This is a genomic window from Streptosporangium nondiastaticum, assembly GCF_003011965.1.
Lineage (GTDB): Bacteria > Actinomycetota > Actinomycetes > Streptomycetales > Streptomycetaceae > Streptomyces > Streptomyces nondiastaticus.
Genome location: NZ_PXWG01000048.1, coordinates 22,134 through 45,430, shown reverse-complemented (window position 1 = coordinate 45,430; position 23,297 = coordinate 22,134). Strand labels below are relative to the sequence as shown.

The following is a 23,297-nucleotide window of genomic DNA, read 5'->3' as shown; positions in this document are numbered from 1 at the left end:
CACCAGCACCTACAGCGGCACCGTCCAGCTCTCCACCACCAAGGGCGGCGACGGCTACCAGCTGCAGGACGGCGAGCGCGGCGGCCACAAGACCTACAACCTCTCCCAGGGCACCGACGGCACCGGCGAGGGCGAGCGCATCGAGCTCCCCCTCACCCGCCCCGCGACCGGCAAGGGCCCGCTCACCGCCGTCCTCGACCGGGCCGGCACCACGCTCGCCGAGGGCCGCTGGGACTTCTTCGTCGAGCGCGCCGACGACGGCAAGCGCGCCCGCGTCGCCGCCGACCTCGTCGAACAGGCCCGCCTGCTGACCCTGCCCCTGGGCAGCGACGCCGCCGGCCACGTCACGGCGTGGGTGCCCTACGTCACCGCCGCCGGCTCCCTCACCCTGCGCACCTGGCGCCGCCCCGCCCACGCCGAACTCGACGCGATCACCATCGGCGAGGCCTCCCTCACCGTGACCGCCACCCTGCACGGCACCGCGGCACCCCTCACGCCCGCCTCGCGCCTCGTCCTCGTCTCACCCGAGGACGGCTCCTACGACGTGGACGTGCCGGTCACCGCCCTCGGCGAGCGGCAGCTGCGCTGCACCGTCCCGTACGACCTGCTCTTCGCCCGCCGCGGCACCGCACACGATGTGTGGCGGCTCGCCCTGCGCCCCGCACCCGCGGAACCGCACGTCCCGCTCGGGCGTCTCACCGGCGACGGCGTCGACCGCAAGCGCACCGACGTCCACCCGGCGCGCACCCTCGAACACCCCGTGCGCGGCACCGTCGCCGTGCGCCCCGTCTTCGACCCGGAGAACGATCTCACCCTTGACGTGAACGATGTGACTCAAGCCACAATGTAGCCTGCACAGGCAACCGAAATCCCTCCCAACGGTCTTAACCGACGGATCGGACCGGACCAGCGAGGCGTCCGGCCGAGGGGAGACCCGTACACCCAGGCCAGGGGGAAGGACGGACGCGCCGCCCGCTCGCGCCGCGCACACACCGCCATGAAGATCTCTTTCCTTTTGCAGAACGCCTACGGCATCGGCGGCACGATCCGCTCCACGTTCAACGTCGCCAGTGCGCTCGCCGCCCGGCACGACGTGGAGATCGTGTCGATCCACAGGACGGGCGGCACGCCCAAGCTCCCCCTGCACCGCAAGGTGAAGCTGGTCCACCTGATCGACACCCGCGCCGAGACCGGAGCCGACCGGGACAACCCCCTGCTGGAGCAGGACAGCGCCCACATCCCCTCCGTCGAGGCCAAGGGCGCCCACTTCAGCGCCCTGACCGACAAGCGCGTCGCCGAGCACCTCGCCCGCACCGACGCCGACGTCGTCATCGCCACCCGCCCCGGCCTCGTCATGTACCTGGCCGAGTTCGGACAGGACCGCTACCTGCGGATCGGCCAGGAGCACCGGATCTACGGCACCCACGAGCCGAACATCCGCGCCGCCCAGGACCGCGCCATCCCGCACCTCGACGCGCACACCGCCGTCTCCGACGCCGACGCCGCGACCCACCGCGAGCAGTTCCCGGACGTCAAGACCAAGCTCATCGCGCTGCCCAACGGCGTCCCCGCCTCCGAGGTCGAGCCCTCCGACGGCAACGCCAAGCTCGTCGTCGCCGCCGGCCGCCTCATCCCCGTCAAGCGCTACGACCTCCTCGTCAAGGCCTGGGCCACCGTCGCCGCCACCCGCCCCGACTGGAAGCTGCGCATCTACGGCCGCGGCCCCCAGCAGGCCAAGCTCCGCGAGCAGATCGACCAGCTCGGCCTCGCCGACCACATCACCCTCATGGGCGCCCACTCCCCCATCGAGACCGAGTGGGCCAAGGGCTCCATCGCCGCCGTCACCTCCCGCGAGGAGTCCTTCGGCATGACGATCGTGGAGGCCATGAACTGCGGCGTCCCCGTCGTCGCCACCGACTGCCCGCACGGCCCCGGCGAGATCATCAAGGACGGCCACGACGGCCTCCTCGTCACCAACCTCGACAGCGACGCCATCGCCAAGGGCCTCCTCAAGCTCATCGAGGACGACGAGCTGCGGCACACCATGGGCAAGAACGCCCTCGTCTCCGCCGAGCGCTACCACCCCGACGCCATCGCCCGCCGCTACGAGGAACTCATCGAGAGCCTCGGCGGGCCCCGCGACGGCTCCGCCCCGGCGTCCGCCCCCGCGGGCTCCGGCGCGGCGACGGCCGAGCGCAAGCCCGCGCCGGTCCCCCTCTCCAAGATGCTGCGCCGCACGGCCGGCAAGCTGCTGCGCCCGCTGCGCCGCGGCGTCGCCAAGCCCTCCACCCCGCCGGTGAAGGCCGCGATCAAGGAGATCGTCCGCAAGCCGCTGCGCTGCACCGCCTCCTGCCGCGTCGACGCCGACGGCAACATCCACGTCGCGGTCGACCGCAAGGGCCTCTCCGGCGAGAAGCTCTCCCTCACGGTCACCCGCCGCAAGGAGGGCAAGCCCGTCAACGTGCCCCTCACGGCACCGACCGGCCCCAAGGCCCCCTACACCGCCGTCCTCGACCGCAAGCAGCTCCGCCTGGGCGAGGGCCGCTGGGACCTCCACGTCGTCCGCGGCGACGACGGCGCCCGCCGCCGCGTCGTCTCCCACCTCGCCGAAGGCCGCGGCCTCGTCGAGCTGGAGCCGCTGCCCGGCGCCCCCTTCACCTGGTGGGTGCCCTACCCGACGGTCGACGGCTTCCTCGCCCTGCGCGCCTGGAACCGCCCCGTCCACGCCGAGGCCCGCACCATCCGCCAGGACGAGTCGGCCCTCACCGTCGAAGGCACCCTGCACGGCGCCGAGTTCGCCGACGGCACCGAGCCGGTCCTCGTCGCCACCCCGCGCGCCGAGACCGCCGACCGGGTGACCGCCGAGGTCACCGCCGTCGACAGCACGACCTTCCGGGTCACCATCCCCTACGCCGAGCTGCGGCACGCCCGCGGCACGGGCGAGGAGAACACCGTCTGGGACCTGGCCCTGCGCCTCACCCCGGACGGCGAGCCGGTCAAGGTGGCCCGCCTCATCGGCGACATCGTCGATCGCAACAAGACGGACCTGTACCCGAAGGTCGACGGCATCAAGCCGTATTTCACGGTCAACAGCGACCTGGCGATCAGCTGCCCGGCCTGAAAACCCCATCGCCGGACGGCCCTGGTAACAACAGAGCCGTCCGGCGATTGAGGACCGGGGTCCGGGGCAGAGCCCCGATCTCTAGCAGCAACCCTCGCCGGGCAGCGACCTCTTGTTCCGCGCCGCGATGTTCCGCGCCGCGAGCTCGGAGTCGACCGGGTACCCGACCTCCTCCAGGGTGAGCCCGTGCGGCCGCACAACATGCACCGCAGAATCGCGCACCCGCGCGGCAAGCACCTGCCCGGGCCACTCCACCGGCCGGTGCCCGTCCCCGACGAACAGCAGCGCGCCCACCAGCGACCGCACCATGTTGTGGCAGAAGGCGTCCGCCCGCACGGTCGCGGTGATGATCCCGTCCGCGCCCCGCTCCCAACTGAGCTGCTGGAGCGTCCGGATGGTCGTGGCGCCCTCGCGCTTCTTGCAGTACGCGGCGAAGTCGTGCTCACCGACCAGGTGCCCGGCGGCCTCGTTCATCGCGGCCACGTCCAACGGCCAGTCGTGCCACAGCACATGACCCCGCAGCAGCGGATCGACGCCGCCGTGATGGTCCGTCACCCGGTAGGCGTAGCGCCGCCAGATCGCGGAGAAGCGCGCGTTGAACCCGGCCGGCGCCTCGGCGACCTTCCACACCCGTACGTCGTGGGGCAGCCGGCCGGCCAGCCGCCGCAGCAGCTTCTCCTCGTGCTCGGCCCACACCTCGGCCGGCAGGTCGACGTGCGCGACCTGGCCCCGCGCGTGCACCCCGGCGTCGGTACGGCCGGCGACCGTCAGCTCGTACGTCTCCTTGGACCGGGTCACGGTCCGGATGGCGCTTTCGATCTCACCCTGCACCGTGCGCCGGCCCTCGCGCTGCTTGGCCCAGCCGGAGAAGTCCTTGCCGTCGTACGACAGGTCCAGCCGCACCCGCACGAAACCGGGTGCCACCTCGTCACTCACCGAGAGTTCCTCTCAAGAAATGCGGGACGGGCCCGCCCCCGGAAAGGGGCGGGCCCGTCACTGACACGCATCAGCGTCGTCAGGCGTCCTTCGACTCCTCGGCCGGAGCCTCGGCGGCAGCCTCGGACTCCTTGACCGCACGCTTGGTGGCGGCCTCGGCCTCGGCGACGGTCGCCTTCTTGGCGATCTCGCCCTCGACGAGCTCGATCACGGCCATCGGGGCGTTGTCGCCACGACGGTTGCCGATCTTGGTGATGCGGGTGTAGCCACCCGGACGCTCGGCGAAGCGCGGCGCGATCTCGGTGAAGAGCACGTGCACGATGCCCTTGTCCGTGATCGTCTGCAGCACCTGGCGACGGTTGTGGATGTCGCCCTTCTTCGCCTTGGTGATCAGGCGCTCGGCGACCGGACGCAGGCGGCGGGCCTTGGCCTCGGTCGTCGTGATGCGGCCGTGCTCGAAGAGCGACTTGGCGAGGTTCGCCAGCATCAGCTTCTCGTGCGCGGCACCGCCGCCCAGACGGGCACCCTTGGTGGGACGCGGCATGGTGTTTCTCCTAGGTGTCTGCCCCGGCCGTGTCAGGTACCGGAGTCAGTATCCGAGCGAGCGGTTGCCCGTCGGAGACCCGCGCCCCGTAAGGGGCGCGGGGAACTGCGCGACCAGCCGAAGCCGGCCCGCAGCCGAAGACCGTCAGTACTGCTCGGTCTCCACGAACCCGGCGTCCGCGTCGTCGTCCGCACCAAAGGCGTCCGCGGCAGCGGTGGGGTCGAATCCGGGCGGGCTGTCCTTGAGGGCCAGGCCCATGCCGGCCAGCTTCGCCTTGACCTCGTCGATCGACTTCGCACCGAAGTTGCGGATGTCGAGCAGGTCGGCCTCGGAGCGGGCGACGAGCTCACCCACGGAGTGGATGCCCTCGCGCTTGAGGCAGTTGTACGAGCGAACGGTGAGCTCGAGCTCCTCGATCGGCAGCGCCAGGTCAGCGGCCAGGGCGGCGTCCGTCGGGGACGGGCCCATGTCGATGCCCTCGGCGTCGATGTTGAGCTCGCGGGCCAGACCGAACAGCTCGACCAGGGTCTTACCGGCGGACGCCATGGCGTCGCGCGGGCGCATGGCCTGCTTGGTCTCGACGTCGACGATCAGCTTGTCGAAGTCGGTGCGCTGCTCGACTCGGGTCGCCTCGACCTTGTAGGTGACCTTGAGGACCGGCGAGTAGATGGAGTCGACCGGGATGCGGCCGATCTCCTGGCCCACCTGCTTGTTCTGGACGGCGGAGACGTAGCCGCGACCGCGCTCGACGGTCAGCTCCATCTCCAGCTTGCCCTTGGCGTTCAGGGTCGCCAGGACCAGGTCGGGGTTGTGCACCTCGACGCCGGCCGGCGGGGCGATGTCGGCGGCGGTGACCAGACCCGGGCCCTGCTTGCGCAGGTACATCACGACCGGCTCGTCGTGCTCCGAGGAGACGACCAGCTGCTTGATGTTCAGGATGAGGTCGGTGACGTCCTCCTTGACGCCCGGCACGGTGGTGAACTCGTGCAGGACACCGTCGATGCGGATGGACGTGACCGCCGCACCCGGGATCGAGGAGAGGAGCGTACGGCGCAGGGAGTTGCCGAGGGTGTAGCCGAAGCCCGGCTCGAGCGGCTCGATCACGAACCGCGAGCGGAACTCGTCGACGACCTCTTCGGTCAGCGAGGGACGCTGAGCGATCAGCATGCGATGAATCCTTCAGTCATGGACACCCACTATTTGATGCCCTGAGGTACTACAAGGGTACGGGCGATACGGCCCCGAGGAGCCGTACCGCCCGTGTGCCGTACGAAGCGGCGCGTTGATCAGCGGGCCTCGCGGCCCGGTGGATCAGACGCGGCGGCGCTTGGGGGGACGGCAGCCGTACTGCGACATGTGGGGGATGACCCCCACACCCCCAGCCGGGAGCCGCACCACCAAGCTCAGCGCAGCGTCAGACGCGGCGGCGCTTGGGGGGACGGCAGCCGTTGTGCGGCGTCGGGGTGACGTCCTGGATGGAGCCGACCTCGAGGCCCGTCGCCTGGAGCGAACGGATGGCGGTCTCGCGACCGGAACCCGGGCCCTTGACGAAGACGTCAACCTTGCGCATGCCGTGCTCCTGCGCGCGGCGGGCGGCCGACTCGGCGGCCATCTGCGCGGCGAAGGGGGTGGACTTGCGCGAGCCCTTGAAGCCGACGTGGCCGGCGGAGGCCCAGGAGATCACGTTGCCCGTGGGGTCGGTGATCGAAACGATGGTGTTGTTGAACGTGCTCTTGATGTGCGCGTGGCCGTGAGCGACGTTCTTCTTTTCCTTGCGGCGCACCTTCTTGGCAGCGCCCTGACGACCCTTGGGGGGCATGTCTTACTCCTGATGGAGGGAGGTGGTCGGTCCTACAGCGAAGACCGCTGGAGTGCGGAGGCCTCGGGGGTCGCCCCCCGAAGATCCGCGGCGTCCGCTGCGGACTACTTCTTGCCCGGCTTCTTCTTGCCGGCGATGGCGCGACGCGGGCCCTTGCGGGTACGGGCGTTCGTGCTGGTGCGCTGACCGTGAACGGGCAGGCCACGGCGGTGACGCAGACCCTGGTAGCAGCCGATCTCGACCTTGCGGCGGATGTCGGCCTGGATCTCGCGACGGAGGTCACCCTCGGTCTTGAGGTTGGCGTCCACGTACTCGCGGATCTTGACCAGGTCCTCCTCGACCAGGTCACGAACGCGGGTGTTCGGGTTCACACCGGTCGCGGCGAGGATCGTCTGCGACTGGGTACGGCCGATACCGAAGACGTAGGTGAGTGCGATCTCCACGCGCTTTTCGCGCGGGATGTCAACACCGGAAACGCGTGCCATTCAATGGCTCCAGATGTTCTCGGGGGTCTGACACAGAGCCGCTCCCGGTCGCCGTACTAGGTACGTCCCGGGTCCCCGGCCCCCGCCGGAGGTGTCGCCGGTGATCGAACACCGGACGGGCTCTGCGTATGTACGTTTTTTGCTCGCGTCGCGCGAAGAAACTGCGGAGTGCAGGTTCTGCGTCAGCCCTGGCGCTGCTTGTGGCGCAGGTTGTCGCAGATGACCATGACCCGGCCGTGGCGGCGGATCACCTTGCACTTGTCGCAGATCTTCTTGACGCTCGGCTTGACCTTCATGGGTGTGAGGTTCTCCGGGTCAGTGCCGTCACCCCATGGACATGGGGCGTCGACAAGATCTACTTGTAGCGGTAGACGATCCGGCCACGCGTCAGGTCGTAGGGAGAGAGCTCCACGACGACCCGGTCATCCGGAAGGATGCGGATGTAGTGCATACGCATCTTGCCGCTGATGTGCGCGAGGACCTTGTGACCGTTCTGGAGCTCCACCTTGAACATCGCGTTCGGCAGAGACTCGATCACGGTGCCCTCGATCTCGATGGCACCTTGCTTCTTGGCCACGCTTCGCCTTTCGAATCGGCTACCTTGATCAACTCTCGTATGTGCGTGCCATCGGTACGAAGGCATGCGGATACACGAGAGCCGACGCGTCAGTCTACGTCAGGGCAACCCGAAAGACTAATCCAGGGGTGACTGCCCGGCCGCAGTGATCCTTAAGCGGCGCTCACGCCAGGGGGTCCGGGGCCGCCGTGACGCCGTATTCCGCCAGCTTCGCCCTGCCGCCGTCGACCGCCGTCAGGACCAGCGGGCCTTCCTCCGTCAGGGCGACGGAGTGCTCCCAGTGGGAGGACCAGGACATGTCGTCCGTGAGGACCGTCCAGTCGTCCTCCAGGACGTGCGTGCGGGCCGTGCCGAGGCTCACCATGGGCTCGATGGCGATGCAGAAGCCCGGGACGAGCTTGGGGCCCTTGCCGCGCTTGCGGGAGACGTAGTTCAGCAGGTGCGGGTCCATGTGCATCTCGGAGCCGATGCCGTGGCCGCCGTAGTCCTCGATGATCCCGTACTTGCCGGTCGCCGGGCGGGGCTGGCGGCGGATGTAGCCCTCGATGGCCTTGGAGATGTCCACCAGGCGGTTGCCGTTCTTCACGGCGGCGATGCCGGCCCACATGGACTCCTCGGTCACCCGGGAGAGCTCGATCAGCTCCGGAGCGTGACCGGTGCCCACGAAGGCCGTGAAGGCCGCGTCGCCGTGCCAGCCGTCCACGATGGCGCCGGCGTCGATCGAGATGATGTCGCCGTCCTTGAGGACCGTCTTCTCGTCCGGGATGCCGTGGACGACGACCTCGTTCACCGAGGTGCAGATGGTGGCGGGGAAGCCGCCGTACCCGAGGAAGTTCGACTTCGCGCCGTGCTCGGCGATCACCTTGCGGGCGACCTCGTCCAGGTCCTTGGTCGTGGCACCCGGCACGGCCGCCTCCCGGGTGGCCGCGTGGATGGCGGCGACGACCAGCCCCGCCTCGCGCATCTTCGCGATCTGCTCGGCGGTCTTGATCTCGACCATGGGATGCCTTCCTGGGTCTTGCGGTCCTGAATACTCAAACAAACACTACGGCCGCGGTGCCCCGAAGGGCACCGCGGCCGTAGTCACTGGCCATGTCAGGCGGCGTCGCGCTCCAGCGCGGCCATCGCCCGCTTCGTGACCTCGTCGACCTTGCCGAGGGCCGAGATCGTCACCACGAGGCCCTGGGCCTTGTAGTAGTCGATGATCGGCTCGGTCTCGCTGTGGTAGACCTCCAGCCGGCGGCGGACGGTCTCCTCGCTGTCGTCCTCGCGCTGGTACAGCTCGCCACCGCAGGTGTCGCAGACGCCCTCCACGGCCGGCGGGTTGTAGATCGCGTGGAAGATGTGCGAGCTGTCCTTGCGGCACATCCGGCGACCGGCGATCCGCTTGACGACCTCGTCCTCCGGGACCTCCAGGTCCAGGACGGCGTCCAGCTTGAGGTCGTCGGCCTTGAGGATGGCGTCCAGTGCCTCGGCCTGGGCCAGGTTGCGCGGGAAGCCGTCCAGCAGGAAGCCGTCGGCGGCGTCCGCCTGGTCCATGCGGTCCTTGGCCATGCCGATGGTGACCTCGTCCGGCACGAGCTGGCCGGCCCGCATGTACTCCTGGGCCTTCTGGCCCAGGGGCGTGCCCTGGCTGATGTTCGCCCGGAAGAGGTCGCCCGTCGAGATGTGCGGGATCGCGAGGTTCTTGGCGAGGTACGCGGCCTGCGTACCCTTGCCGGCGCCGGGCGGCCCGACGAGGACGATTCGCATCAGCGGAGGAACCCTTCGTAGTTGCGCTGCTGAAGCTGGCTCTCGATCTGCTTCACAGTCTCCAGACCGACACCCACGATGATCAGGATGCTGGTTCCCCCGAACGGGAAGTTCTGGTTTGCGTTGAGTGTGACCAGTGCCACCGTGGGCACCAGGGCGATCAGCCCCAGGTAGAGAGAGCCCGGCCACGTGATGCGGTTCAGCACGTAGCTCAGGTACTCCGCGGTGGGACGACCCGCCCGGATGCCCGGGATGAACCCACCATACTTCTTCATGTTGTCGGCAACTTCTTCGGGGTTGAAGGAGATGGCGACGTAGAAGAACGCGAAGAAAACGATCAGCAGGAAGTACGTGACCATGTAGATCGGGTGGTCACCCTTGACCAGGTTGCGCTGGATCCACTCCGCCCAGTCCGCCTTGGACCCGGTGAACTGCACGAGCAGCGCCGGGATGTAGAGCAGCGACGAGGCGAAGATGACGGGAATCACACCCGCCTGGTTCACCTTGAGCGGGATGTAGGTGGACGTGCCGCCGTAGGAACGGCGGCCGATCATGCGCTTGGCGTACTGCACGGGGATCCGGCGCTGGGCCTGCTCGACGAAGACCACGAGCGCGACCATCGCCAGGCCGCAGAGGATGACCAGCGAGAACTCCAGCCAGCCGCCCATCAGGTTGCCCTGCAGCTTGATCGCCCAGAGGGCGGTCGGGAAGCCGGCGGCGATGGAGGTGAACATCAGGATCGACATGCCGTTGCCGATGCCGCGGTCGGTGATGAGCTCACCGAGCCACATGATCAGGCAGGTGCCCGCGGTCATGGTGACGACCATGACGACGGTGGTGAAGATCGACTGGTTGGGAACGATCTGGTTCCCGACGGTGCAGCCCCCGAACAAGGCACCGCTGCGCGCAGTGGCCACCAGGCCGGTGCCCTGGAGGACGGCAAGAGCCACGGTCAGATAACGCGTGTACTGCGTGATCTTTGCCTGCCCCGACTGACCCTCCTTCTTGAGGGCTTCCAGCCGTGGAATGACGACGGTCAGGAGCTGCAGGATGATGCTCGCCGTGATGTACGGCATGATCCCGAGCGCAAAGATCGTGATCTGCAGCAGCGCGCCACCACTGAACATGTTCACGAGGCCGAAGAGGCCCTGACCACTCTTGGTCTGGTCCATGCACATCTGGACATTGCGGTAGTCGACGCCCGGCACCGGTACATGAGCACCGAGCCGGAAGAGCACCATGATGCCCAGCGTGAACAGCAGCTTCTTGCGCAGGTCGGGCGTCTTGAACGCCCGGGCGAACGCGGTGAGCACGGTGCCTCCTGCGCCTCTCACGTTGCCACGCGAGAGGTGACGGTCTTGAGGATCGACGAATACTTATCAGTCAAAATCCGCGCGGACACAGCCCGCGCGGAGGTTAACAGTGCACGCCACCTTACCGGCGACCGTGCCCCCCTTGGAACGACCAACCGGGGATGCCCCTTTTGGGACATCCCCGGTTGTGAGTTCAACGAGCTCAGACGAGCTCGGTGACGGTGCCGCCGGCAGCGGCGATCTTCTCCTTGGCGGAGGCGGAGACGGCGTCGACCGTCACCTGCAGCGCCACGGAGACCTCGCCCTGGCCCAGGACCTTGACGAGCTGGTTCTTGCGAACCGCACCCTTGGCGACCAGGTCGGCCACCGTGACCTCGCCACCCTGCGGGTAGAGCGCGGCCAGCTTGTCCAGGTTCACGACCTGGAACTCGGTGCGGAACGGGTTCTTGAAGCCCTTGAGCTTCGGCAGGCGCATGTGGAGGGGCATCTGCCCACCCTCGAAGCGCTGCGGAACCTGGTAACGGGCCTTCGTGCCCTTGGTACCACGACCGGCCGTCTTACCCTTCGACGCCTCACCACGACCAACACGGGTCTTGGCGGTCTTGGCGCCCGGGGCGGGACGGAGGTTGTGGACCTTCAGCGGGTTCTGCTCCGCCATGTCAGTCGACCTCCTCGACCGTCACGAGGTGGCGGACGGTGTGCACCATGCCGCGGATCTCGGGGCGGTCCTCCTTGACAACCACATCGTTCATGCGCTTGAGACCAAGCGAACGAAGGGTGTCGCGGTGGTTCTGCTTGCTGCCGATGTAGGACTTGACCTGCGTGACCTTGAGGCGAGCCATTACGCACCCACCCCTGCACGCGCCCGCAGCAGAGCGGCGGGAGCCACGTCCTCCAGCGGCAGGCCACGACGGGCGGCGATCTCCTCGGGACGGGAGAGTCCCTGGAGGGCCGTCACCGTGGCGTGCACGATGTTGATCGGGTTCGAAGAACCGAGCGACTTCGACAGGATGTCGTGAACGCCGGCGCACTCGAGCACGGCACGCACCGGGCCACCGGCGATAACACCGGTACCGGGGGAAGCCGGCTTGAGCAGGACGACGCCCGCGGCCTTCTCGCCCTGGATCGGGTGCGGGATGGTGCCCTGGATACGGGGGACCTTGAAGAAGTTCTTCTTGGCCTCTTCCACGCCCTTGGCGATGGCAGCCGGAACTTCCTTGGCCTTGCCGTAACCGACACCCACGGTGCCGTCACCGTCACCCACCACGACGAGCGCGGTGAAGCTGAAGCGACGACCACCCTTGACAACCTTGGCGACGCGGTTGATCGCGACTACGCGCTCAACGTACGCGGTCTTCTCGGCGGCAGCGCCACCGTCGCGACCCTTCCGGTCCCGCCGCTCGCCGCCACCGGCACCGCTTCCGCGGCGCTGGGGTCCAGCCATTGGATTTACCTCTCTCTGTTACGTCCGCTAGCTCCGGAACCGGGGCTTAGAACTTCAGCCCGGCTTCGCGGGCGGCGTCAGCCAGAGCGGCAATGCGCCCGGCGTACTGGTTGCCACCGCGGTCGAACACGACGGCCTCGACACCGGCGGCCTTGGCACGCTCGGCGACCAGGGCGCCGACCTTCTTGGCCTGGGCGCTCTTGTCGCCCTCGCCACCGCGGATCGAAGCGTCCAGGTGGGACGCCGACGCCAGGGTGTGACCCTTGAGGTCGTCGATGACCTGCGCGGTGATGCCACGGTTCGAGCGCGTCACGACGAGACGCGGGCGCTCGGCCGTACCCGACAGGTTCTTGCGGATGCGGATGTGGCGGCGCGCCTTGGCAGCGCGCTTGTACGCGTCGCCCTTGGCGATCTTCACACCGTATGCCATGGCTTACTTACCAGCCTTTCCGACCTTGCGGCGGATGACCTCACCCGCATACTTCACGCCCTTGGCCTTGTAGGGGTCGGGCTTGCGAAGCTTGCGGATGTTGGCGGCAACCTCGCCGACCTTCTGCTTGTCGATGCCCTCGACGCTGAGCTTGGTGGGCGACTCGACCTTGAAGGTGATGCCCTCGGGGGCCTCGATCAGGATCGGGTGGCTGTAGCCCAGGGAGAACTCCAGGTTGGAGCCCTTGGCCTGGACGCGGTAACCGACACCGCTGATCTCGAGAGCCTTGCTGTAGCCCGCGGTCACGCCGGTGATCATGTTCGCCACCAGCGTGCGGGACAGGCCGTGCAGGGCCTTGTTCTGACGCTCGTCGTTCGGACGAGTGACGACAAGGGTGCCGTCCTCGGCCTTAGCGATCTCGATGGGCGCGGCAACGGCGTGCGTGAGGGAACCCTTGGGGCCCTTCACGTGCACCGTACGGCCATCGATGGTGACGTCCACACCAGCGGGAACCTGGATGGGCAGCCGTCCAATACGCGACATTGGCTATTCCTCCGTTCCCTGGTTACCAGACGTAGGCGAGGACTTCCCCACCCACGCCCTTCTTGCTGGCCTGCTGACCGGTCAGGAGACCGTGGGACGTGGAGATGATCGCCACGCCCAGGCCGCCGAGGACCTTCGGCAGGTTGGTGGACTTTGCGTAGACACGCAGGCCCGGCTTCGAGATGCGCTTGATCCCGGCGATCGAGCGCTCGCGGTTCGGACCGAACTTCAGGTCGATGACGAGGCTCTTGCCGACCTCGGCGTCCTCGACCTTCCAGCCGGCGATGTAGCCCTCCTGCTGCAGGATCTCGGCGATGTGCGCCTTGATCTTGCTGTGGGGCATGGCCACGGAGTCGTGGTAAGCCGAGTTCGCGTTCCGCAGACGGGTCAGCATGTCTGCGATCGGATCGGTCATGGTCATGTTTGGCCTTCGGCCTCTCTCGCCGGGGTTTCCTATGTGCGCCATCCCTCTCCCCGAACAGGGTCGGGGCGGGTGCGGCGCGGGGACCTACGGCGTAGTAAGACGGTCATGGGCGGCGGGCACCCAACCCTTCAACTCTACGCGAGCGCGAAGCTCACCGGAGTTGATCGGGCCGGGCGACCGCCATCCTTGATGCTTACCGAGAGTCCTGGTCAACCCAAGTGGGTTGTTACCAGGAGCTCTTGGTCACGCCCGGCAGCTCGCCACGGTGAGCCATCTCACGAAGGCACACGCGGCAGAGGCCGAACTTGCGGTACACGGAGTGCGGGCGGCCGCAGCGCTGGCAGCGGGTGTACGCGCGCACACCGAACTTCGGCTTGCGAGCAGCCTTGGCAATCAGAGACTTCTTCGCCATCTCGCTTACGCCTCCTTGAACGGGAAGCCGAGGTGACGAAGGAGGGCGCGGCCCTCGTCGTCGTTGGTCGCCGTGGTCACCACGGTGATGTCCATACCCCGGACGCGGTCGATCTTGTCCTGGTCGATCTCGTGGAACATGACCTGCTCCGTGAGACCGAAGGTGTAGTTGCCCCGACCGTCGAACTGCTTCGGGGACAGACCACGGAAGTCGCGGATGCGCGGCAGCGCGAGCGACAGGGTGCGGTCCAGGAACTCCCACATGCGGTCACCACGGAGGGTGACGTGGGCGCCGATCGGCTGGCCCTCACGCAGCTTGAACTGCGCGATGGACTTGCGAGCCTTGGTGACGGCGGGCTTCTGGCCGGTGATCGTGGTGAGGTCGCGGATGGCGCCCTCGATCAGCTTGGAGTCGCGGGCGGCGTCGCCCACACCCATGTTGACCACGATCTTGGTGAGGCCGGGAACCTGCATGACGTTCTCGTAGGAGAACTCCTCACGCAGCTTGCCGACGATCTCTTCGCGGTAGCGCAGCTTGAGACGCGGCGCGTTGGTGGTGGCAGTCATCAGATGTCCTCACCGGTGCGCTTGGCAACGCGGATCTTGTTGCCGTTGTCGTCGAAGCGGTAACCGACGCGGGTGACGACCTTCTTGCCGTCCTTCTCCACGACGAGCTGAACGTTGCTCACGTGGACGGGGGCCTCGGTCGTCACGATGCCGCCGGTCTTGGAACCGCGAGCGGTCTGGCCGGCCTTGGTGTGCTTCTTGACCCGGTTGACACCCTCGACGAGAACACGGTCCTCAGCCGGGAAGGCCTGGATGACCTTGCCCTGCTTGCCCTTGTCCTTACCGGTGATGACCTGGACCAGGTCGCCCTTCTTGATCTTCATCGGTTACAGCACCTCCGGCGCGAGCGAGACGATCTTCATGAACTTCTTCTCGCGCAGCTCTCGGCCCACGGGGCCGAAGATACGGGTGCCGCGGGGGTCACCGTCGTTCTTGAGAACGACAGCGGCGTTCTCGTCGAAACGGATGTACGAGCCATCCGGACGGCGGCGCTCCTTGACGGTGCGAACGATGACGGCCTTGACGACGTCACCCTTCTTCACGTTGCCACCGGGGATCGCGTCCTTGACGGTGGCGACGATGACGTCACCGATGCCCGCGTAGCGGCGACCCGAACCACCGAGAACACGGATGCAAAGGATCTCCTTGGCACCAGTGTTGTCGGCGACCCGAAGTCGCGACTCCTGCTGGATCACGTCTATCTCCTGATCGTCTGCCGGTTCCCGGCAGGGGCTCCGAAGAGCCCCTGCCGAGCCTGGCGGAACTTATCCGAGGGAAACCCCTCAGACAGATTGCATGGGTAATTCCCTTGCGGGAATTACTTACTTGGCCTTCTCGAGGATCTCGACGACGCGCCAGCGCTTGGTGGCGGACAGCGGCCGGGTCTCCATCAGGAGGACGCGGTCGCCGACACCGGCAGCGTTCTGCTCGTCGTGCGCCTTGAGCTTGTTCGTACGGCGGATGACCTTGCCGTACAGCGCGTGCTTGACGCGGTCCTCGACGGCGACGACGACGGTCTTGTCCATCTTGTCGCTGACGACGAGACCCTCACGGGTCTTGCGGAAGCCGCGCTCGTTCGTCTCAGTCACATTCTTCTCGCTCATCAGGCGCTCTCCACCGTCTCGATGCCCAGCTCACGCTCGCGCATCAGGGTGTAGATCCGGGCGATGTCCTTACGGACGGACTTGAGCCGACCGTGGTTCTCGAGCTGCCCCGTGGCCGCCTGGAAGCGGAGGTTGAACAGCTCTTCCTTGGCCTCACGGAGCTTCGCGACGAGGTCCTCGTCGTTGAGCTCGCGCAGCTCGGTCGCCTTGATACCAGCGGCCATCACGACTCACCTGCCTCGCGCCGAACAATGCGGCACTTCATCGGAAGCTTGTGGGCGGCGCGGGTCAGCGCCTCACGAGCAACCTTCTCGTTCGGGAAAGACAGCTCGAACATCACCCGACCGGGCTTGACGTTCGCGATCCACCACTCCGGAGAACCCTTACCGGAACCCATGCGGGTTTCGGCCGGCTTCTTCGTCAGCGGACGGTCCGGGTAGATGTTGATCCACACCTTGCCGCCACGCTTGATGTGACGCGTCATGGCGATACGAGCGGACTCGATCTGACGGTTCGTCACGTAGGCCGGGGTCAGGGCCTGGATGCCGTACTCACCGAAGGCGAGCTCGGTGCCACCCTTGGCCATGCCGTTCCGCTTGGGGTGGTGCTGCTTGCGGTGCTTGACCCTGCGAGGGATCAGCATGTCGGTCAGGCCTCCGTTCCGGTGGACTCAGCCGGAGCAGCGGCAGCGGCCTCGGCCTTGGGGGCCTCGGCAGCGGCGCTCTGCTGCGGCTTGCGGCCGCGGCCGCCACGCTCGCCGCCACGGCCACCACGGGCCGGGCGCTCGCCGGCGCCACGGGACGGGCGGTTGCCCGCACGCGCAGCGGCGTTCTCGGCGCGGACCTCGGCGATGTTCTTGACGTCGCCCTTGTAGATCCAGACCTTCACGCCGATGCGGCCGAAGGTGGTCTTGGCCTCGAAGAAGCCGTAGTCGACGTTCGCGCGGAGCGTGTGCAGGGGCACACGGCCCTCGCGGTAGAACTCCGAGCGGGACATCTCGGCGCCGCCGAGACGGCCACCGCACTGGATCTTGATGCCCTTGGCGCCGGCCTTCATCGTCGACTGCATGCTCTTGCGCATGGCGCGACGGAAGGAGACGCGGGAGGACAGCTGCTCGGCGACGGCCTGGGCCACCAGCTGAGCGTCGACCTCGGGGTTCTTGACCTCGAGGATGTTCAGCTGGACCTGCTTGCCGGTCAGCTTCTCCAGCTCGCCACGGATGCGGTCGGCCTCGGCGCCACGGCGGCCGATGACGATGCCCGGGCGGGCGGTGTGGATGTCAACGCGGACGCGGTCGCGGGTGCGCTCGATCTCAACCTTCGAGATACCGGCGCGCTCCATGCCCTTCGTCATCATGCGACGAATGGCAACGTCTTCCTTGACGTAGTCCTTGTACAGCTTGTCGGCGTACCAGCGGGACTTGAAGTCCGTGGTGATGCCGAGCCGGAACCCGTGCGGGTTAACCTTCTGGCCCATTACCGGGTTCCTTCCTTGCTGCTGACGACCACGGTGATGTGGCTGGTCCGCTTGCGGATCCGGTAGGCACGGCCCTGGGCACGCGGACGGAACCGCTTCAGGGTCGGGCCCTCGTCGACGTACGCCTCGCTGATGTACAGCGAGGAGGCGTCCGTGTGGTCGTAGTTGTGCGCGGCGTTGGCAATGGCGCTGTCCAGCACCTTGCCCACCGGCACGCTCGCGGCCTGCGGGGCGAAACGCAGGACCGCCTGAGCCTCCGTGGCGTCCATGCCACGGATGAGGTCCACCACGCGGCGGGCCTTCATGGGCGTGACGCGGATGTACCGCGCCTGGGCCCTGGCTTCCATGGTTGTCCCTTCGGTGTCAGTCATAGTCGTTCGCACCCCGCTTAGCGGCGCTTCGACTTGCGGTCGTCCTTGACGTGGCCGCGGAAGGTGCGGGTCGGCGAGAACTCGCCGAGCTTGTGGCCGACCATCGACTCGGTGACGAACACCGGGACGTGCGTCTTGCCGTTGTGCACCGCGAGCGTGTGGCCGAGCATGGCCGGCACGATCATGGAGCGACGGGACCAGGTCTTGATGACGTTCTTGGTACCAGCCTCGTTCTGAGCGTCCACCTTCTTGATGAGGTGTCCGTCGACGAAGGGTCCCTTCTTGAGACTACGCGGCATCTAAACCCGCTCCTAGCGCTTCTTGTTCGTCTTGCGGCGGCGGACGATGTACTTGTTGCTCGCCTTCTTGGGAGAACGAGTACGACCCTCCTTCTGACCCCACGGGGAGACCGGGTGGCGACCACCGGAGGTCTTGCCCTCACCACCACCGTGCGGGTGGTCAACCGGGTTCATCGCGACACCGCGGACGGTCGGGCGAACGCCCTTCCAGCGCATGCGGCCGGCCTTGCCCCAGTTGATGTTCGACTGCTCGGCGTTGCCGACCTCGCCGACCGTGGCGCGGCAGCGGACGTCGACCAGGCGGACCTCGCCGGACGGCATGCGCAGGTGGGCGTACTGGCCCTCCTTCGCCAGCAGCTGCACGGAGGAACCGGCAGAGCGGGCGAACTTGGCGCCACCACCGGGACGGAGCTCGATCGCGTGGATCGTGGTACCGACCGGGATGTTGCGGAGCGGGAGGTTGTTGCCCGGCTTGATGTCGGCCGTCGGGCCGTTCTCAATCCGGTCGCCCTGGTTCAGCTTCGCCGGGGCGATGATGTAGCGCTTCTCGCCGTCTGCGTAGTGCAGCAGCGCGATGCGAGCGGTGCGGTTCGGGTCGTACTCGATGTGAGCGACCTTGGCCGGCACGCCGTCCTTGTCGTGGCGACGGAAGTCGATCACACGGTAGGCGCGCTTGTGGCCACCACCCTGGTGACGGACGGTCACACGACCGGTGTTGTTACGGCCGCCCTTGCTGTGCAGGGGGCGGACCAGCGACTTCTCCGGCGTGGACCGCGTGATCTCGACAAAGTCGGCGACGCTGGAGCCACGACGGCCCGGGGTCGTCGGCTTGTACTTGCGGATACCCATTTCTCAGTCCTCGTCCGATTCCGGACGATCCAGACCGCCCTTAGGCGGTCGGACCGCCGAAGATGTCGATACGGTCGCCCTCGGCGAGGGTCACGATGGCGCGCTTGGTGTTGGCACGCTTGCCGAAACCGGTGCGGGTGCGCTTGCGCTTGCCCTGGCGGTTGATCGTGTTGACCCCGGTGACCTTGACCGAGAAGACCGCCTCGACGGCCTGCTTGATCTGGGTCTTGTTGGCGCGCGGGTCGACGATGAACGTGTACTTGTTCTCGTCCAGCAGCGCGTAGCTCTTCTCGGAGACAACCGGCTTGACCAGGAGGTCGCGCGGGTCCGAGAACGTCTTGCTGGTGACGACGGCCTCAGTCATCAGGCCTCGCTCCCTTCGGTCTCAACGGCCTTGGGGCCAGACACGAAGGACTCGAAGGCGGCCTGGGTGAAGACCACGTCGTCGGAGACGAGCACGTCGTACGTGTTCAGCTGGCCCGGCTCCAGGATGTGAACCTGGGGCAGGTTGCGGGCGGACAGCCACGCGGCCTCGTTGGAGCGCTCGACGACCAGGAGCAGGTTCTTCCGCTCGCTGATCTTGCCGAACAGGCTCTTGGCGGCCTTGGTGGACGCCGCACCCTCGACCACGTCGGAGACGACGTGGATGCGGGAGTGACGAGCGCGGTCCGAGAGGGCACCGCGGAGGGCGGCGGCCTTCATCTTCTTCGGGGTGCGCTGCGAGTAGTCACGCGGCACGGGACCGTGCACGACGCCACCACCGGCGAACTGCGGCGCGCGGGTCGAACCCTGACGGGCGCGACCGGTGCCCTTCTGGCGGTACGGCTTCTTGCCACCGCCGCGGACCTCGCCACGGGTCTTGGTCTTGTGCGTGCCCTGACGGGCAGCGGCCAGCTGCGCGACGACGACCTGGTGGATCAGCGGAACGCTGACCTTCGCGTCGAAGATCTCCGCGGGGAGCTCGACGGTCCCGGCCTTGTCGCCTGCCGGCGAAAGGATGTCAATGGTGCTCATCGGTTACCTCAGGCCCCCTTGGCCGCGGTACGGACCAGGACGAGGCCGCCGTTCGGACCAGGAACCGCACCCTTGATCAGGAGCAGGCCCTTCTCCGCGTCAACGGCGTGGACGGTCAGGTTCTGGGTGGTGACCCGCTCGTTGCCCATGCGGCCCGCCATGCGGAGGCCCTTGAACACACGGCCCGGGGTGGCACAGCCACCGATGGAACCGGGGGAGCGGTGCTTGCGCTGGGTGCCGTGCCCGGCGCCGAGGCCACGGAAGTTGTGGCGCTTCATGACACCGGCGAAGCCCTTGCCCTTGCTCTTGCCCGTGACGTCAACCTTGACGCCGGCCTCGAACACGTCCGCGGTGATCTCCTGGCCGAGGGTGTACTCGGCGGCGTCGGAGGTGCGGATCTCCACCAGGTGGCGGCGGGGGGTCACGTCGGCCTTGGCGAAGTGGCCCTTGAGGGGCTTGTTCACCTTGCGCGGGTCGATCTCGCCGAAGGCGATCTGGACCGACTCGTAGCCGTCGGCGTCGTTGGTGCGGACCTGCGTCACGACGCAGGGGCCGGCCTTGACAACGGTGACCGGGACGACACGGTTGTTCTCGTCCCAGACCTGCGTCATGCCGAGCTTCTCGCCCAGGACGCCCTTGATCTGCTTAGCCATCTCGCGCGTCACCTCAGAGCTTGATCTCGATGTCGACGCCCGCCGGCAGGTCGAGACGCATGAGCGAGTCAACCGTCTTCGGCGTGGGGTCGAGGATGTCGATGAGGCGCTTGTGCGTGCGCATCTCGAAGTGCTCGCGCGAGTCCTTGTACTTGTGCGGCGACTTGATGACGCAGTACACGTTCTTCTCAGTGGGCAGCGGCACCGGGCCCGCGACCGACGCACCAGTGCGGGTCACCGTCTCGACGATCTTCTTCGCCGAGGAGTCGATGACCTCGTGGTCGTAGGCCTTGAGCCGGATGCGGATCTTCTGTCCCGCCATGGCTACTTCGTAGTCCTGTCTCTCGTAACGCTCTGGGACTCGGCCGGCTGCGCCCCGGAATCGCTTCCGGAACGCGGTCCTTCCCCACTCCACCTCCGACCCACGCGGTCGGGCGTGTCGCGCCCCTTCCAGCAGCTTTCCCTAAGGAAAATCCCTGGTGAAGGGGGTTGTGGGGGAAAGACACCCACCGAGTGCCTGGCTGGGGCCCCGCTGACACTTCCCGGAAGATTCCCGTACTTCCACCCCTGAGAAGGGGTGACGAGTACTGCGGGACTCGCTTCCAGTCCTCCCGGCGGGAGGCGCGCAGCATCGGCACTCAACCGAGCAACCTGAACAGTGTGCCATATGCGGCCGAGGGCGCGCCAATCGAAGCCAAAGACCGTACCCCGGGCGGCTCAGTTGTCAAACCACCCCGCCGACATACGGGACACTATGGCTCTTACACCTCGACCGCCGCTTCGGTCCCCCGGGTCGCTCGGCGAACGTCGCCGCGGGGCCGGGAAAACCGGCTTTTGCCGGGGTTTGCCGAGGCCTGGGCAACCGCCGCGCCCCCTCGATCGTCCCCTATCACGCTGGGGCAGCAGGGGCAGGGAACTGCGTGCTGCACAACGGGACGGAGTCATGTAGTTGAACATCTCACAGCGCATGGTGATATCCCGCCGGACCGCCCTCGCCGGGCTGGCCGCCACGACCGCGGCCCTCGCGGCGGGGTGCAGCGGGGAGGGCGGCAAGAAGAAGCCCAAGGCCTCCCCCAACCCCATAAGAGCGGTGGACCCCAGCGCCACGCAGTCGTTCAGCAACGCCGGCGACGCCCTGCTGCTGCAGGTCATGGCGCACCCCGACGACGACCTGTACTTCATGAACCCGGACGCCGAGCACATCGTGCGGGCGGGGGTCCCCGTCGTCTCGGTCTACGTCACGGCCGGCGAGGCCGTCGGGCAGAACTGGATCGAGGGCATGCCCAAGAGCAAGCCCGACAAGGCCGCCTACTCCTCCGCCCGCCACCAGGGCCTGCGCCAGGCGTACGCCGAGATGATCGGCCTGGACAAGTTCACGGGCTGGAAGAAGTCCGTCCTGGACCTGGGCAACGGCGTCAAGGCCGAGACCAACGAGCTCGCCAACGGCGACCGCAGGGCCCAGCTGATCTTCCTCAACATCGCCATGCTCTCGGCGGGAGACATGCGGCTGCCCCTGCTGTGGGAGCGGCCGGAGGGCGAGATGCAGTCGCTCGTCGCCACCGGCTCGCCGTGCACGACCTCCAGCACGTACCGGCACGGCACGCTGGTGGACACTCTGGCCACGATCATGGACCGGTTCCGGCCCACGGTGATCCACACCATGGACCCGGACCCCGACTACCAGGTCCACGACGCCACCCACCCCAAGGACAACGACTACGGGGCCTGCTCCGACCACCGCGACCACACCCCGACCGCGCTCTTCACCTGGAAGGCGCTCTCGCAGTGGGTGGCCGACGCCACCAAGCGCCAGGGCCACCCGCCCCGCTTCGTGACCACGTCCTTCCGCGGCTACTACAACCAGCGCTGGCCGCACAACCTGCCGCCCGAGGTGATCGAGCAGAAGCACCGGCTGGTCGAGGCGTACGGCGGCGACCCCTCGTGGGAGTGCGGCAATCCCAGTGGCTGCGGCGACTACGGCCAGGGCGGCGACCGCCCGATGAAGAACCGCAAGGGCTGGATCCGCTCCACCCACTACCGCTACGAGGGCCCCACGGTCTCTCCTGCCCCCGGCACCGGCAAGGACGGCCGGCTGGAGGCCTTCGGCGTGCTGGGCACCCAGGCCGTGCGCTGGCAGGAGACCCGGCCCGGCAGCGGCCGCTGGAGCGACCCGCAGAACCTGGGCGGCGGCCCGCTCGCGCCCGCCCTGGCCTCCGTCCAGGACTCCCAGGGGCGCCGGCTGCTGTTCGCCCTGCGGTTCTCGGCCCTCACGGGCCAGGGCCGCCCCGACACCCGCGAGATCGTCGTCCTGGAGGAGCGCTCCCCCGGCGGCGCCTTCAAGGCCTGGCAGGGCCTCGGCAACCCCGAGCACCGCCCCGACCGCGGCCGCCGCGTCGGCATGCCCGCCGCCGTCGCGGCGCCCGACGGGCGCGTGCACCTCTTCGTCCGCAACGCGGGCAAGGGCGTCTCCAGCCGGGTGCGCGAGGCCGACGGCACCTGGGGGAAGTGGCAGAGCCTGCACGGGCAGGAGATCCAGGACGGCCTGGTCGCCGTCCTCGACGAGAACAAGCGCGTCCACGTCTTCGGCACCGGGCGCGACACCGTCCACCACTGGACGCAGGAGGAGCCCGGCAAGCCGGTCCAGTACGCGCCCCTGAAGGGCCTGCCGCAGCCGGGCGGGCTTCCTGGTGCGGCACTCGGCCCGGAGGGCGCCCTGACGCTCGTCTACCGCTCCCCCGCCGCCGTCCGGCCGACGGTCGGCACCTTCACGCCGGGGTCCGACGGCACGGGGGACGTCCGCACCACCGAGCTGCAGGACTTCGCGGGTTACGGGCCGCTCGCCGCCCACACGCTGGCCGCCCGGGGCGGCAAGGACGCCGTCATGGTGCTCGGGCGGGCGGTGAACGGCGAGATACAGCTCACCGACGCCTCCGGGGACTCCGAGACGGTCCACTCGGACGCCGAGCTGGTGCCCGTGGGCACCTCCGCCATGACCACCGACGCGGGTCACCAGCTGTGCGTCGCCGGGATGAGCCCGGACGCGCGCCCCTGGCTCTGGCGCCCGGAAATCCCCCACACCTGACGTACGCCCGTTCACCCTTCCGGGTGAAAACGTGCGCCCGAGTGAAAACGTGGGCCCGGGTGAAAATGCGAGAAGGCCCGCACA

The 23,297-nt window shown here is 67.9% G+C and carries 34 protein-coding genes; 3 read left to right on the top strand and 31 right to left on the bottom strand.

What is annotated here, in order from left to right; translation table 11 throughout:
• Both B7P34_RS37545 and B7P34_RS39415 read left to right on the top strand, forming a co-directional pair.
• A partial coding sequence (locus tag B7P34_RS37545; RefSeq protein WP_223267987.1) for a hypothetical protein occupies positions 1–850 on the top strand: 850 nt, incomplete at its 5' end.
• A 147-nt stretch (positions 851–997) separates the two neighbouring features.
• Complete coding sequence (locus tag B7P34_RS39415) at positions 998–3,121, top strand: glycosyltransferase family 4 protein (protein WP_106677967.1); 2,124 nt, start codon at positions 998–1,000, stop codon at positions 3,119–3,121.
• 81 nt (positions 3,122–3,202) lie between these two features.
• Here B7P34_RS39415 and truA read toward each other — a convergent pair whose 3' ends face one another.
• From truA to rpsJ, 31 genes are all read right to left on the bottom strand, one after another.
• On the bottom strand, positions 3,203–4,057 hold the full coding sequence (gene truA / locus B7P34_RS18930) for a tRNA pseudouridine(38-40) synthase TruA (protein ID WP_106677965.1): 855 nt from the start codon (positions 4,055–4,057) through the stop codon (positions 3,203–3,205).
• A 79-nt stretch (positions 4,058–4,136) separates the two neighbouring features.
• Positions 4,137–4,601, bottom strand: a complete 465-nt coding sequence (gene rplQ, locus B7P34_RS18925) for a 50S ribosomal protein L17 (RefSeq protein WP_030368392.1) — start codon at positions 4,599–4,601, stop codon at positions 4,137–4,139.
• A gap of 144 nt (positions 4,602–4,745) precedes the next feature.
• Positions 4,746–5,768 (bottom strand): DNA-directed RNA polymerase subunit alpha, encoded by a 1,023-nt coding sequence (locus B7P34_RS18920; RefSeq protein ID WP_004946635.1) that lies wholly within the window; start codon positions 5,766–5,768, stop codon positions 4,746–4,748.
• A gap of 247 nt (positions 5,769–6,015) precedes the next feature.
• A complete protein-coding gene (gene rpsK / locus B7P34_RS18915) occupies positions 6,016–6,420 on the bottom strand; it encodes a 30S ribosomal protein S11 (RefSeq protein ID WP_003948617.1) in 405 nt (134 codons plus the stop codon).
• 104 nt (positions 6,421–6,524) lie between these two features.
• Positions 6,525–6,905: a 30S ribosomal protein S13 gene (gene rpsM / locus B7P34_RS18910; protein ID WP_106677964.1), complete on the bottom strand. Its 381-nt coding sequence runs from the start codon at positions 6,903–6,905 to the stop codon at positions 6,525–6,527.
• Between the two features lie 182 nt (positions 6,906–7,087).
• Positions 7,088–7,201, bottom strand: coding sequence for a 50S ribosomal protein L36 (rpmJ, locus tag B7P34_RS18905; RefSeq protein ID WP_003956441.1), 114 nt, complete (start codon positions 7,199–7,201; stop codon positions 7,088–7,090).
• A gap of 59 nt (positions 7,202–7,260) precedes the next feature.
• Complete coding sequence (gene infA / locus B7P34_RS18900; protein ID WP_003956442.1) at positions 7,261–7,482, bottom strand: translation initiation factor IF-1; 222 nt, start codon at positions 7,480–7,482, stop codon at positions 7,261–7,263.
• 163 nt (positions 7,483–7,645) lie between these two features.
• A complete protein-coding gene (gene map / locus B7P34_RS18895) occupies positions 7,646–8,482 on the bottom strand; it encodes a type I methionyl aminopeptidase (protein WP_106677962.1) in 837 nt (278 codons plus the stop codon).
• 95 nt (positions 8,483–8,577) lie between these two features.
• A complete protein-coding gene (locus B7P34_RS18890; protein WP_106677961.1) occupies positions 8,578–9,234 on the bottom strand; it encodes an adenylate kinase in 657 nt (218 codons plus the stop codon).
• Complete coding sequence (gene secY / locus B7P34_RS18885; RefSeq protein ID WP_435693970.1) at positions 9,234–10,475, bottom strand: preprotein translocase subunit SecY; 1,242 nt, start codon at positions 10,473–10,475, stop codon at positions 9,234–9,236. Before secY ends, B7P34_RS18890 begins: the two co-directional genes overlap by 1 nt.
• A gap of 274 nt (positions 10,476–10,749) precedes the next feature.
• The gene (rplO, locus tag B7P34_RS18880; protein ID WP_106677958.1) at positions 10,750–11,205 is read right to left on the bottom strand and encodes a 50S ribosomal protein L15; all 456 of its coding nucleotides are present in this window, start codon (positions 11,203–11,205) and stop codon (positions 10,750–10,752) included.
• Between the two features lies 1 nt (position 11,206).
• Entirely contained in the window at positions 11,207–11,389 is a 183-nt protein-coding gene (gene rpmD / locus B7P34_RS18875) for a 50S ribosomal protein L30 (protein ID WP_086567281.1), read from the bottom strand.
• Entirely contained in the window at positions 11,389–11,991 is a 603-nt protein-coding gene (gene rpsE, locus B7P34_RS18870; RefSeq protein ID WP_106677957.1) for a 30S ribosomal protein S5, read from the bottom strand. The genes rpmD and rpsE overlap by 1 nt, the downstream gene beginning before the upstream one ends.
• A 46-nt stretch (positions 11,992–12,037) precedes the next feature.
• Entirely contained in the window at positions 12,038–12,421 is a 384-nt protein-coding gene (gene rplR / locus B7P34_RS18865; protein ID WP_086567285.1) for a 50S ribosomal protein L18, read from the bottom strand.
• Between the two features lie 3 nt (positions 12,422–12,424).
• The gene (gene rplF, locus B7P34_RS18860) at positions 12,425–12,964 is read right to left on the bottom strand and encodes a 50S ribosomal protein L6 (RefSeq protein ID WP_106677955.1); all 540 of its coding nucleotides are present in this window, start codon (positions 12,962–12,964) and stop codon (positions 12,425–12,427) included.
• Between the two features lie 22 nt (positions 12,965–12,986).
• Positions 12,987–13,385, bottom strand: a complete 399-nt coding sequence (rpsH, locus tag B7P34_RS18855) for a 30S ribosomal protein S8 (protein ID WP_058046822.1) — start codon at positions 13,383–13,385, stop codon at positions 12,987–12,989.
• Positions 13,386–13,614: 229 nt separating this feature from the next.
• Positions 13,615–13,800 carry a type Z 30S ribosomal protein S14 gene (locus B7P34_RS18845; RefSeq protein WP_030368403.1) on the bottom strand — a complete coding sequence of 62 codons (186 nt, stop codon included), beginning with the start codon at positions 13,798–13,800 and terminating at the stop codon, positions 13,615–13,617.
• A 5-nt stretch (positions 13,801–13,805) separates the two neighbouring features.
• Positions 13,806–14,366 carry a 50S ribosomal protein L5 gene (gene rplE, locus B7P34_RS18840; RefSeq protein WP_030368404.1) on the bottom strand — a complete coding sequence of 187 codons (561 nt, stop codon included), beginning with the start codon at positions 14,364–14,366 and terminating at the stop codon, positions 13,806–13,808.
• Positions 14,366–14,689, bottom strand: coding sequence for a 50S ribosomal protein L24 (gene rplX, locus B7P34_RS18835; protein WP_106677954.1), 324 nt, complete (start codon positions 14,687–14,689; stop codon positions 14,366–14,368). The genes rplE and rplX overlap by 1 nt, the downstream gene beginning before the upstream one ends.
• A gap of 3 nt (positions 14,690–14,692) precedes the next feature.
• Positions 14,693–15,061 (bottom strand): 50S ribosomal protein L14, encoded by a 369-nt coding sequence (gene rplN, locus B7P34_RS18830; RefSeq protein WP_099199421.1) that lies wholly within the window; start codon positions 15,059–15,061, stop codon positions 14,693–14,695.
• A gap of 126 nt (positions 15,062–15,187) precedes the next feature.
• Positions 15,188–15,469 carry a 30S ribosomal protein S17 gene (gene rpsQ, locus B7P34_RS18825; protein WP_019888756.1) on the bottom strand — a complete coding sequence of 94 codons (282 nt, stop codon included), beginning with the start codon at positions 15,467–15,469 and terminating at the stop codon, positions 15,188–15,190.
• Entirely contained in the window at positions 15,469–15,693 is a 225-nt protein-coding gene (gene rpmC, locus B7P34_RS18820; RefSeq protein ID WP_030368408.1) for a 50S ribosomal protein L29, read from the bottom strand. Before rpmC ends, rpsQ begins: the two co-directional genes overlap by 1 nt.
• The gene (gene rplP, locus B7P34_RS18815) at positions 15,693–16,112 is read right to left on the bottom strand and encodes a 50S ribosomal protein L16 (protein WP_106677952.1); all 420 of its coding nucleotides are present in this window, start codon (positions 16,110–16,112) and stop codon (positions 15,693–15,695) included. Before rplP ends, rpmC begins: the two co-directional genes overlap by 1 nt.
• A gap of 5 nt (positions 16,113–16,117) precedes the next feature.
• On the bottom strand, positions 16,118–16,945 hold the full coding sequence (gene rpsC / locus B7P34_RS18810) for a 30S ribosomal protein S3 (RefSeq protein ID WP_106677951.1): 828 nt from the start codon (positions 16,943–16,945) through the stop codon (positions 16,118–16,120).
• The gene (rplV, locus tag B7P34_RS18805; RefSeq protein ID WP_030685471.1) at positions 16,945–17,292 is read right to left on the bottom strand and encodes a 50S ribosomal protein L22; all 348 of its coding nucleotides are present in this window, start codon (positions 17,290–17,292) and stop codon (positions 16,945–16,947) included. The genes rpsC and rplV overlap by 1 nt, the downstream gene beginning before the upstream one ends.
• Before the next feature lie 41 nt (positions 17,293–17,333).
• The gene (gene rpsS, locus B7P34_RS18800) at positions 17,334–17,615 is read right to left on the bottom strand and encodes a 30S ribosomal protein S19 (RefSeq protein ID WP_004950443.1); all 282 of its coding nucleotides are present in this window, start codon (positions 17,613–17,615) and stop codon (positions 17,334–17,336) included.
• A 12-nt stretch (positions 17,616–17,627) separates the two neighbouring features.
• Positions 17,628–18,464 carry a 50S ribosomal protein L2 gene (gene rplB / locus B7P34_RS18795; protein ID WP_106677950.1) on the bottom strand — a complete coding sequence of 279 codons (837 nt, stop codon included), beginning with the start codon at positions 18,462–18,464 and terminating at the stop codon, positions 17,628–17,630.
• Between the two features lie 40 nt (positions 18,465–18,504).
• Positions 18,505–18,828: a 50S ribosomal protein L23 gene (gene rplW, locus B7P34_RS18790; RefSeq protein ID WP_106677948.1), complete on the bottom strand. Its 324-nt coding sequence runs from the start codon at positions 18,826–18,828 to the stop codon at positions 18,505–18,507.
• Positions 18,828–19,478: a 50S ribosomal protein L4 gene (gene rplD / locus B7P34_RS18785; protein ID WP_058046828.1), complete on the bottom strand. Its 651-nt coding sequence runs from the start codon at positions 19,476–19,478 to the stop codon at positions 18,828–18,830. The genes rplW and rplD overlap by 1 nt, the downstream gene beginning before the upstream one ends.
• Before the next feature lie 8 nt (positions 19,479–19,486).
• Positions 19,487–20,131 (bottom strand): 50S ribosomal protein L3, encoded by a 645-nt coding sequence (rplC, locus tag B7P34_RS18780; protein ID WP_004950432.1) that lies wholly within the window; start codon positions 20,129–20,131, stop codon positions 19,487–19,489.
• Positions 20,132–20,144: 13 nt separating this feature from the next.
• On the bottom strand, positions 20,145–20,453 hold the full coding sequence (rpsJ, locus tag B7P34_RS18775) for a 30S ribosomal protein S10 (RefSeq protein ID WP_003948644.1): 309 nt from the start codon (positions 20,451–20,453) through the stop codon (positions 20,145–20,147).
• A 627-nt stretch (positions 20,454–21,080) separates the two neighbouring features.
• Between rpsJ and B7P34_RS18770 the strand changes: the two genes are divergently transcribed.
• Positions 21,081–23,213, top strand: a complete 2,133-nt coding sequence (locus B7P34_RS18770; protein ID WP_223267986.1) for a PIG-L family deacetylase — start codon at positions 21,081–21,083, stop codon at positions 23,211–23,213.
• Positions 23,214–23,297: the final 84 nt, after the last annotated feature.

Excerpts from the sequence above, each read along its gene's own strand:
- B7P34_RS39415 (WP_106677967.1), top strand. The coding sequence starts at position 998 with ATGAAGATCTCTTTCCTTTTGCAGAACGCCTACGGCATCGGCGGCACG.
- rplQ (WP_030368392.1), bottom strand. The coding sequence starts at position 4,601 with ATGCCGCGTCCCACCAAGGGTGCCCGTCTGGGCGGCGGTGCCGCGCAC.
- B7P34_RS18920 (WP_004946635.1), bottom strand. The coding sequence starts at position 5,768 with ATGCTGATCGCTCAGCGTCCCTCGCTGACCGAAGAGGTCGTCGACGAG.
- rpsK (WP_003948617.1), bottom strand. The coding sequence starts at position 6,420 with ATGCCCCCCAAGGGTCGTCAGGGCGCTGCCAAGAAGGTGCGCCGCAAG.
- rpsM (WP_106677964.1), bottom strand. The coding sequence starts at position 6,905 with ATGGCACGCGTTTCCGGTGTTGACATCCCGCGCGAAAAGCGCGTGGAG.
- rpmJ (WP_003956441.1), bottom strand. The coding sequence starts at position 7,201 with ATGAAGGTCAAGCCGAGCGTCAAGAAGATCTGCGACAAGTGCAAGGTG.
- map (WP_106677962.1), bottom strand. The coding sequence starts at position 8,482 with ATGGTCGAGATCAAGACCGCCGAGCAGATCGCGAAGATGCGCGAGGCG.
- B7P34_RS18890 (WP_106677961.1), bottom strand. The coding sequence starts at position 9,234 with ATGCGAATCGTCCTCGTCGGGCCGCCCGGCGCCGGCAAGGGTACGCAG.
- secY (WP_435693970.1), bottom strand. The coding sequence starts at position 10,475 with ATGGTGCTCTTCCGGCTCGGTGCTCATGTACCGGTGCCGGGCGTCGAC.
- rplO (WP_106677958.1), bottom strand. The coding sequence starts at position 11,205 with ATGGCGGAGCAGAACCCGCTGAAGGTCCACAACCTCCGTCCCGCCCCG.
- rpmD (WP_086567281.1), bottom strand. The coding sequence starts at position 11,389 with ATGGCTCGCCTCAAGGTCACGCAGGTCAAGTCCTACATCGGCAGCAAG.
- rpsE (WP_106677957.1), bottom strand. The coding sequence starts at position 11,991 with ATGGCTGGACCCCAGCGCCGCGGAAGCGGTGCCGGTGGCGGCGAGCGG.
- rplR (WP_086567285.1), bottom strand. The coding sequence starts at position 12,421 with ATGGCATACGGTGTGAAGATCGCCAAGGGCGACGCGTACAAGCGCGCT.
- rplF (WP_106677955.1), bottom strand. The coding sequence starts at position 12,964 with ATGTCGCGTATTGGACGGCTGCCCATCCAGGTTCCCGCTGGTGTGGAC.
- rpsH (WP_058046822.1), bottom strand. The coding sequence starts at position 13,385 with ATGACCATGACCGATCCGATCGCAGACATGCTGACCCGTCTGCGGAAC.
- B7P34_RS18845 (WP_030368403.1), bottom strand. The coding sequence starts at position 13,800 with ATGGCGAAGAAGTCTCTGATTGCCAAGGCTGCTCGCAAGCCGAAGTTC.
- rplE (WP_030368404.1), bottom strand. The coding sequence starts at position 14,366 with ATGACTGCCACCACCAACGCGCCGCGTCTCAAGCTGCGCTACCGCGAA.
- rplX (WP_106677954.1), bottom strand. The coding sequence starts at position 14,689 with ATGAAGATCAAGAAGGGCGACCTGGTCCAGGTCATCACCGGTAAGGAC.
- rpsQ (WP_019888756.1), bottom strand. The coding sequence starts at position 15,469 with ATGAGCGAGAAGAATGTGACTGAGACGAACGAGCGCGGCTTCCGCAAG.
- rpmC (WP_030368408.1), bottom strand. The coding sequence starts at position 15,693 with ATGGCCGCTGGTATCAAGGCGACCGAGCTGCGCGAGCTCAACGACGAG.
- rplP (WP_106677952.1), bottom strand. The coding sequence starts at position 16,112 with ATGCTGATCCCTCGCAGGGTCAAGCACCGCAAGCAGCACCACCCCAAG.
- rpsC (WP_106677951.1), bottom strand. The coding sequence starts at position 16,945 with ATGGGCCAGAAGGTTAACCCGCACGGGTTCCGGCTCGGCATCACCACG.
- rplV (WP_030685471.1), bottom strand. The coding sequence starts at position 17,292 with ATGGAAGCCAGGGCCCAGGCGCGGTACATCCGCGTCACGCCCATGAAG.
- rpsS (WP_004950443.1), bottom strand. The coding sequence starts at position 17,615 with ATGCCGCGTAGTCTCAAGAAGGGACCCTTCGTCGACGGACACCTCATC.
- rplB (WP_106677950.1), bottom strand. The coding sequence starts at position 18,464 with ATGGGTATCCGCAAGTACAAGCCGACGACCCCGGGCCGTCGTGGCTCC.
- rplW (WP_106677948.1), bottom strand. The coding sequence starts at position 18,828 with ATGACTGAGGCCGTCGTCACCAGCAAGACGTTCTCGGACCCGCGCGAC.
- rplD (WP_058046828.1), bottom strand. The coding sequence starts at position 19,478 with ATGAGCACCATTGACATCCTTTCGCCGGCAGGCGACAAGGCCGGGACC.
- rplC (WP_004950432.1), bottom strand. The coding sequence starts at position 20,131 with ATGGCTAAGCAGATCAAGGGCGTCCTGGGCGAGAAGCTCGGCATGACG.
- rpsJ (WP_003948644.1), bottom strand. The coding sequence starts at position 20,453 with ATGGCGGGACAGAAGATCCGCATCCGGCTCAAGGCCTACGACCACGAG.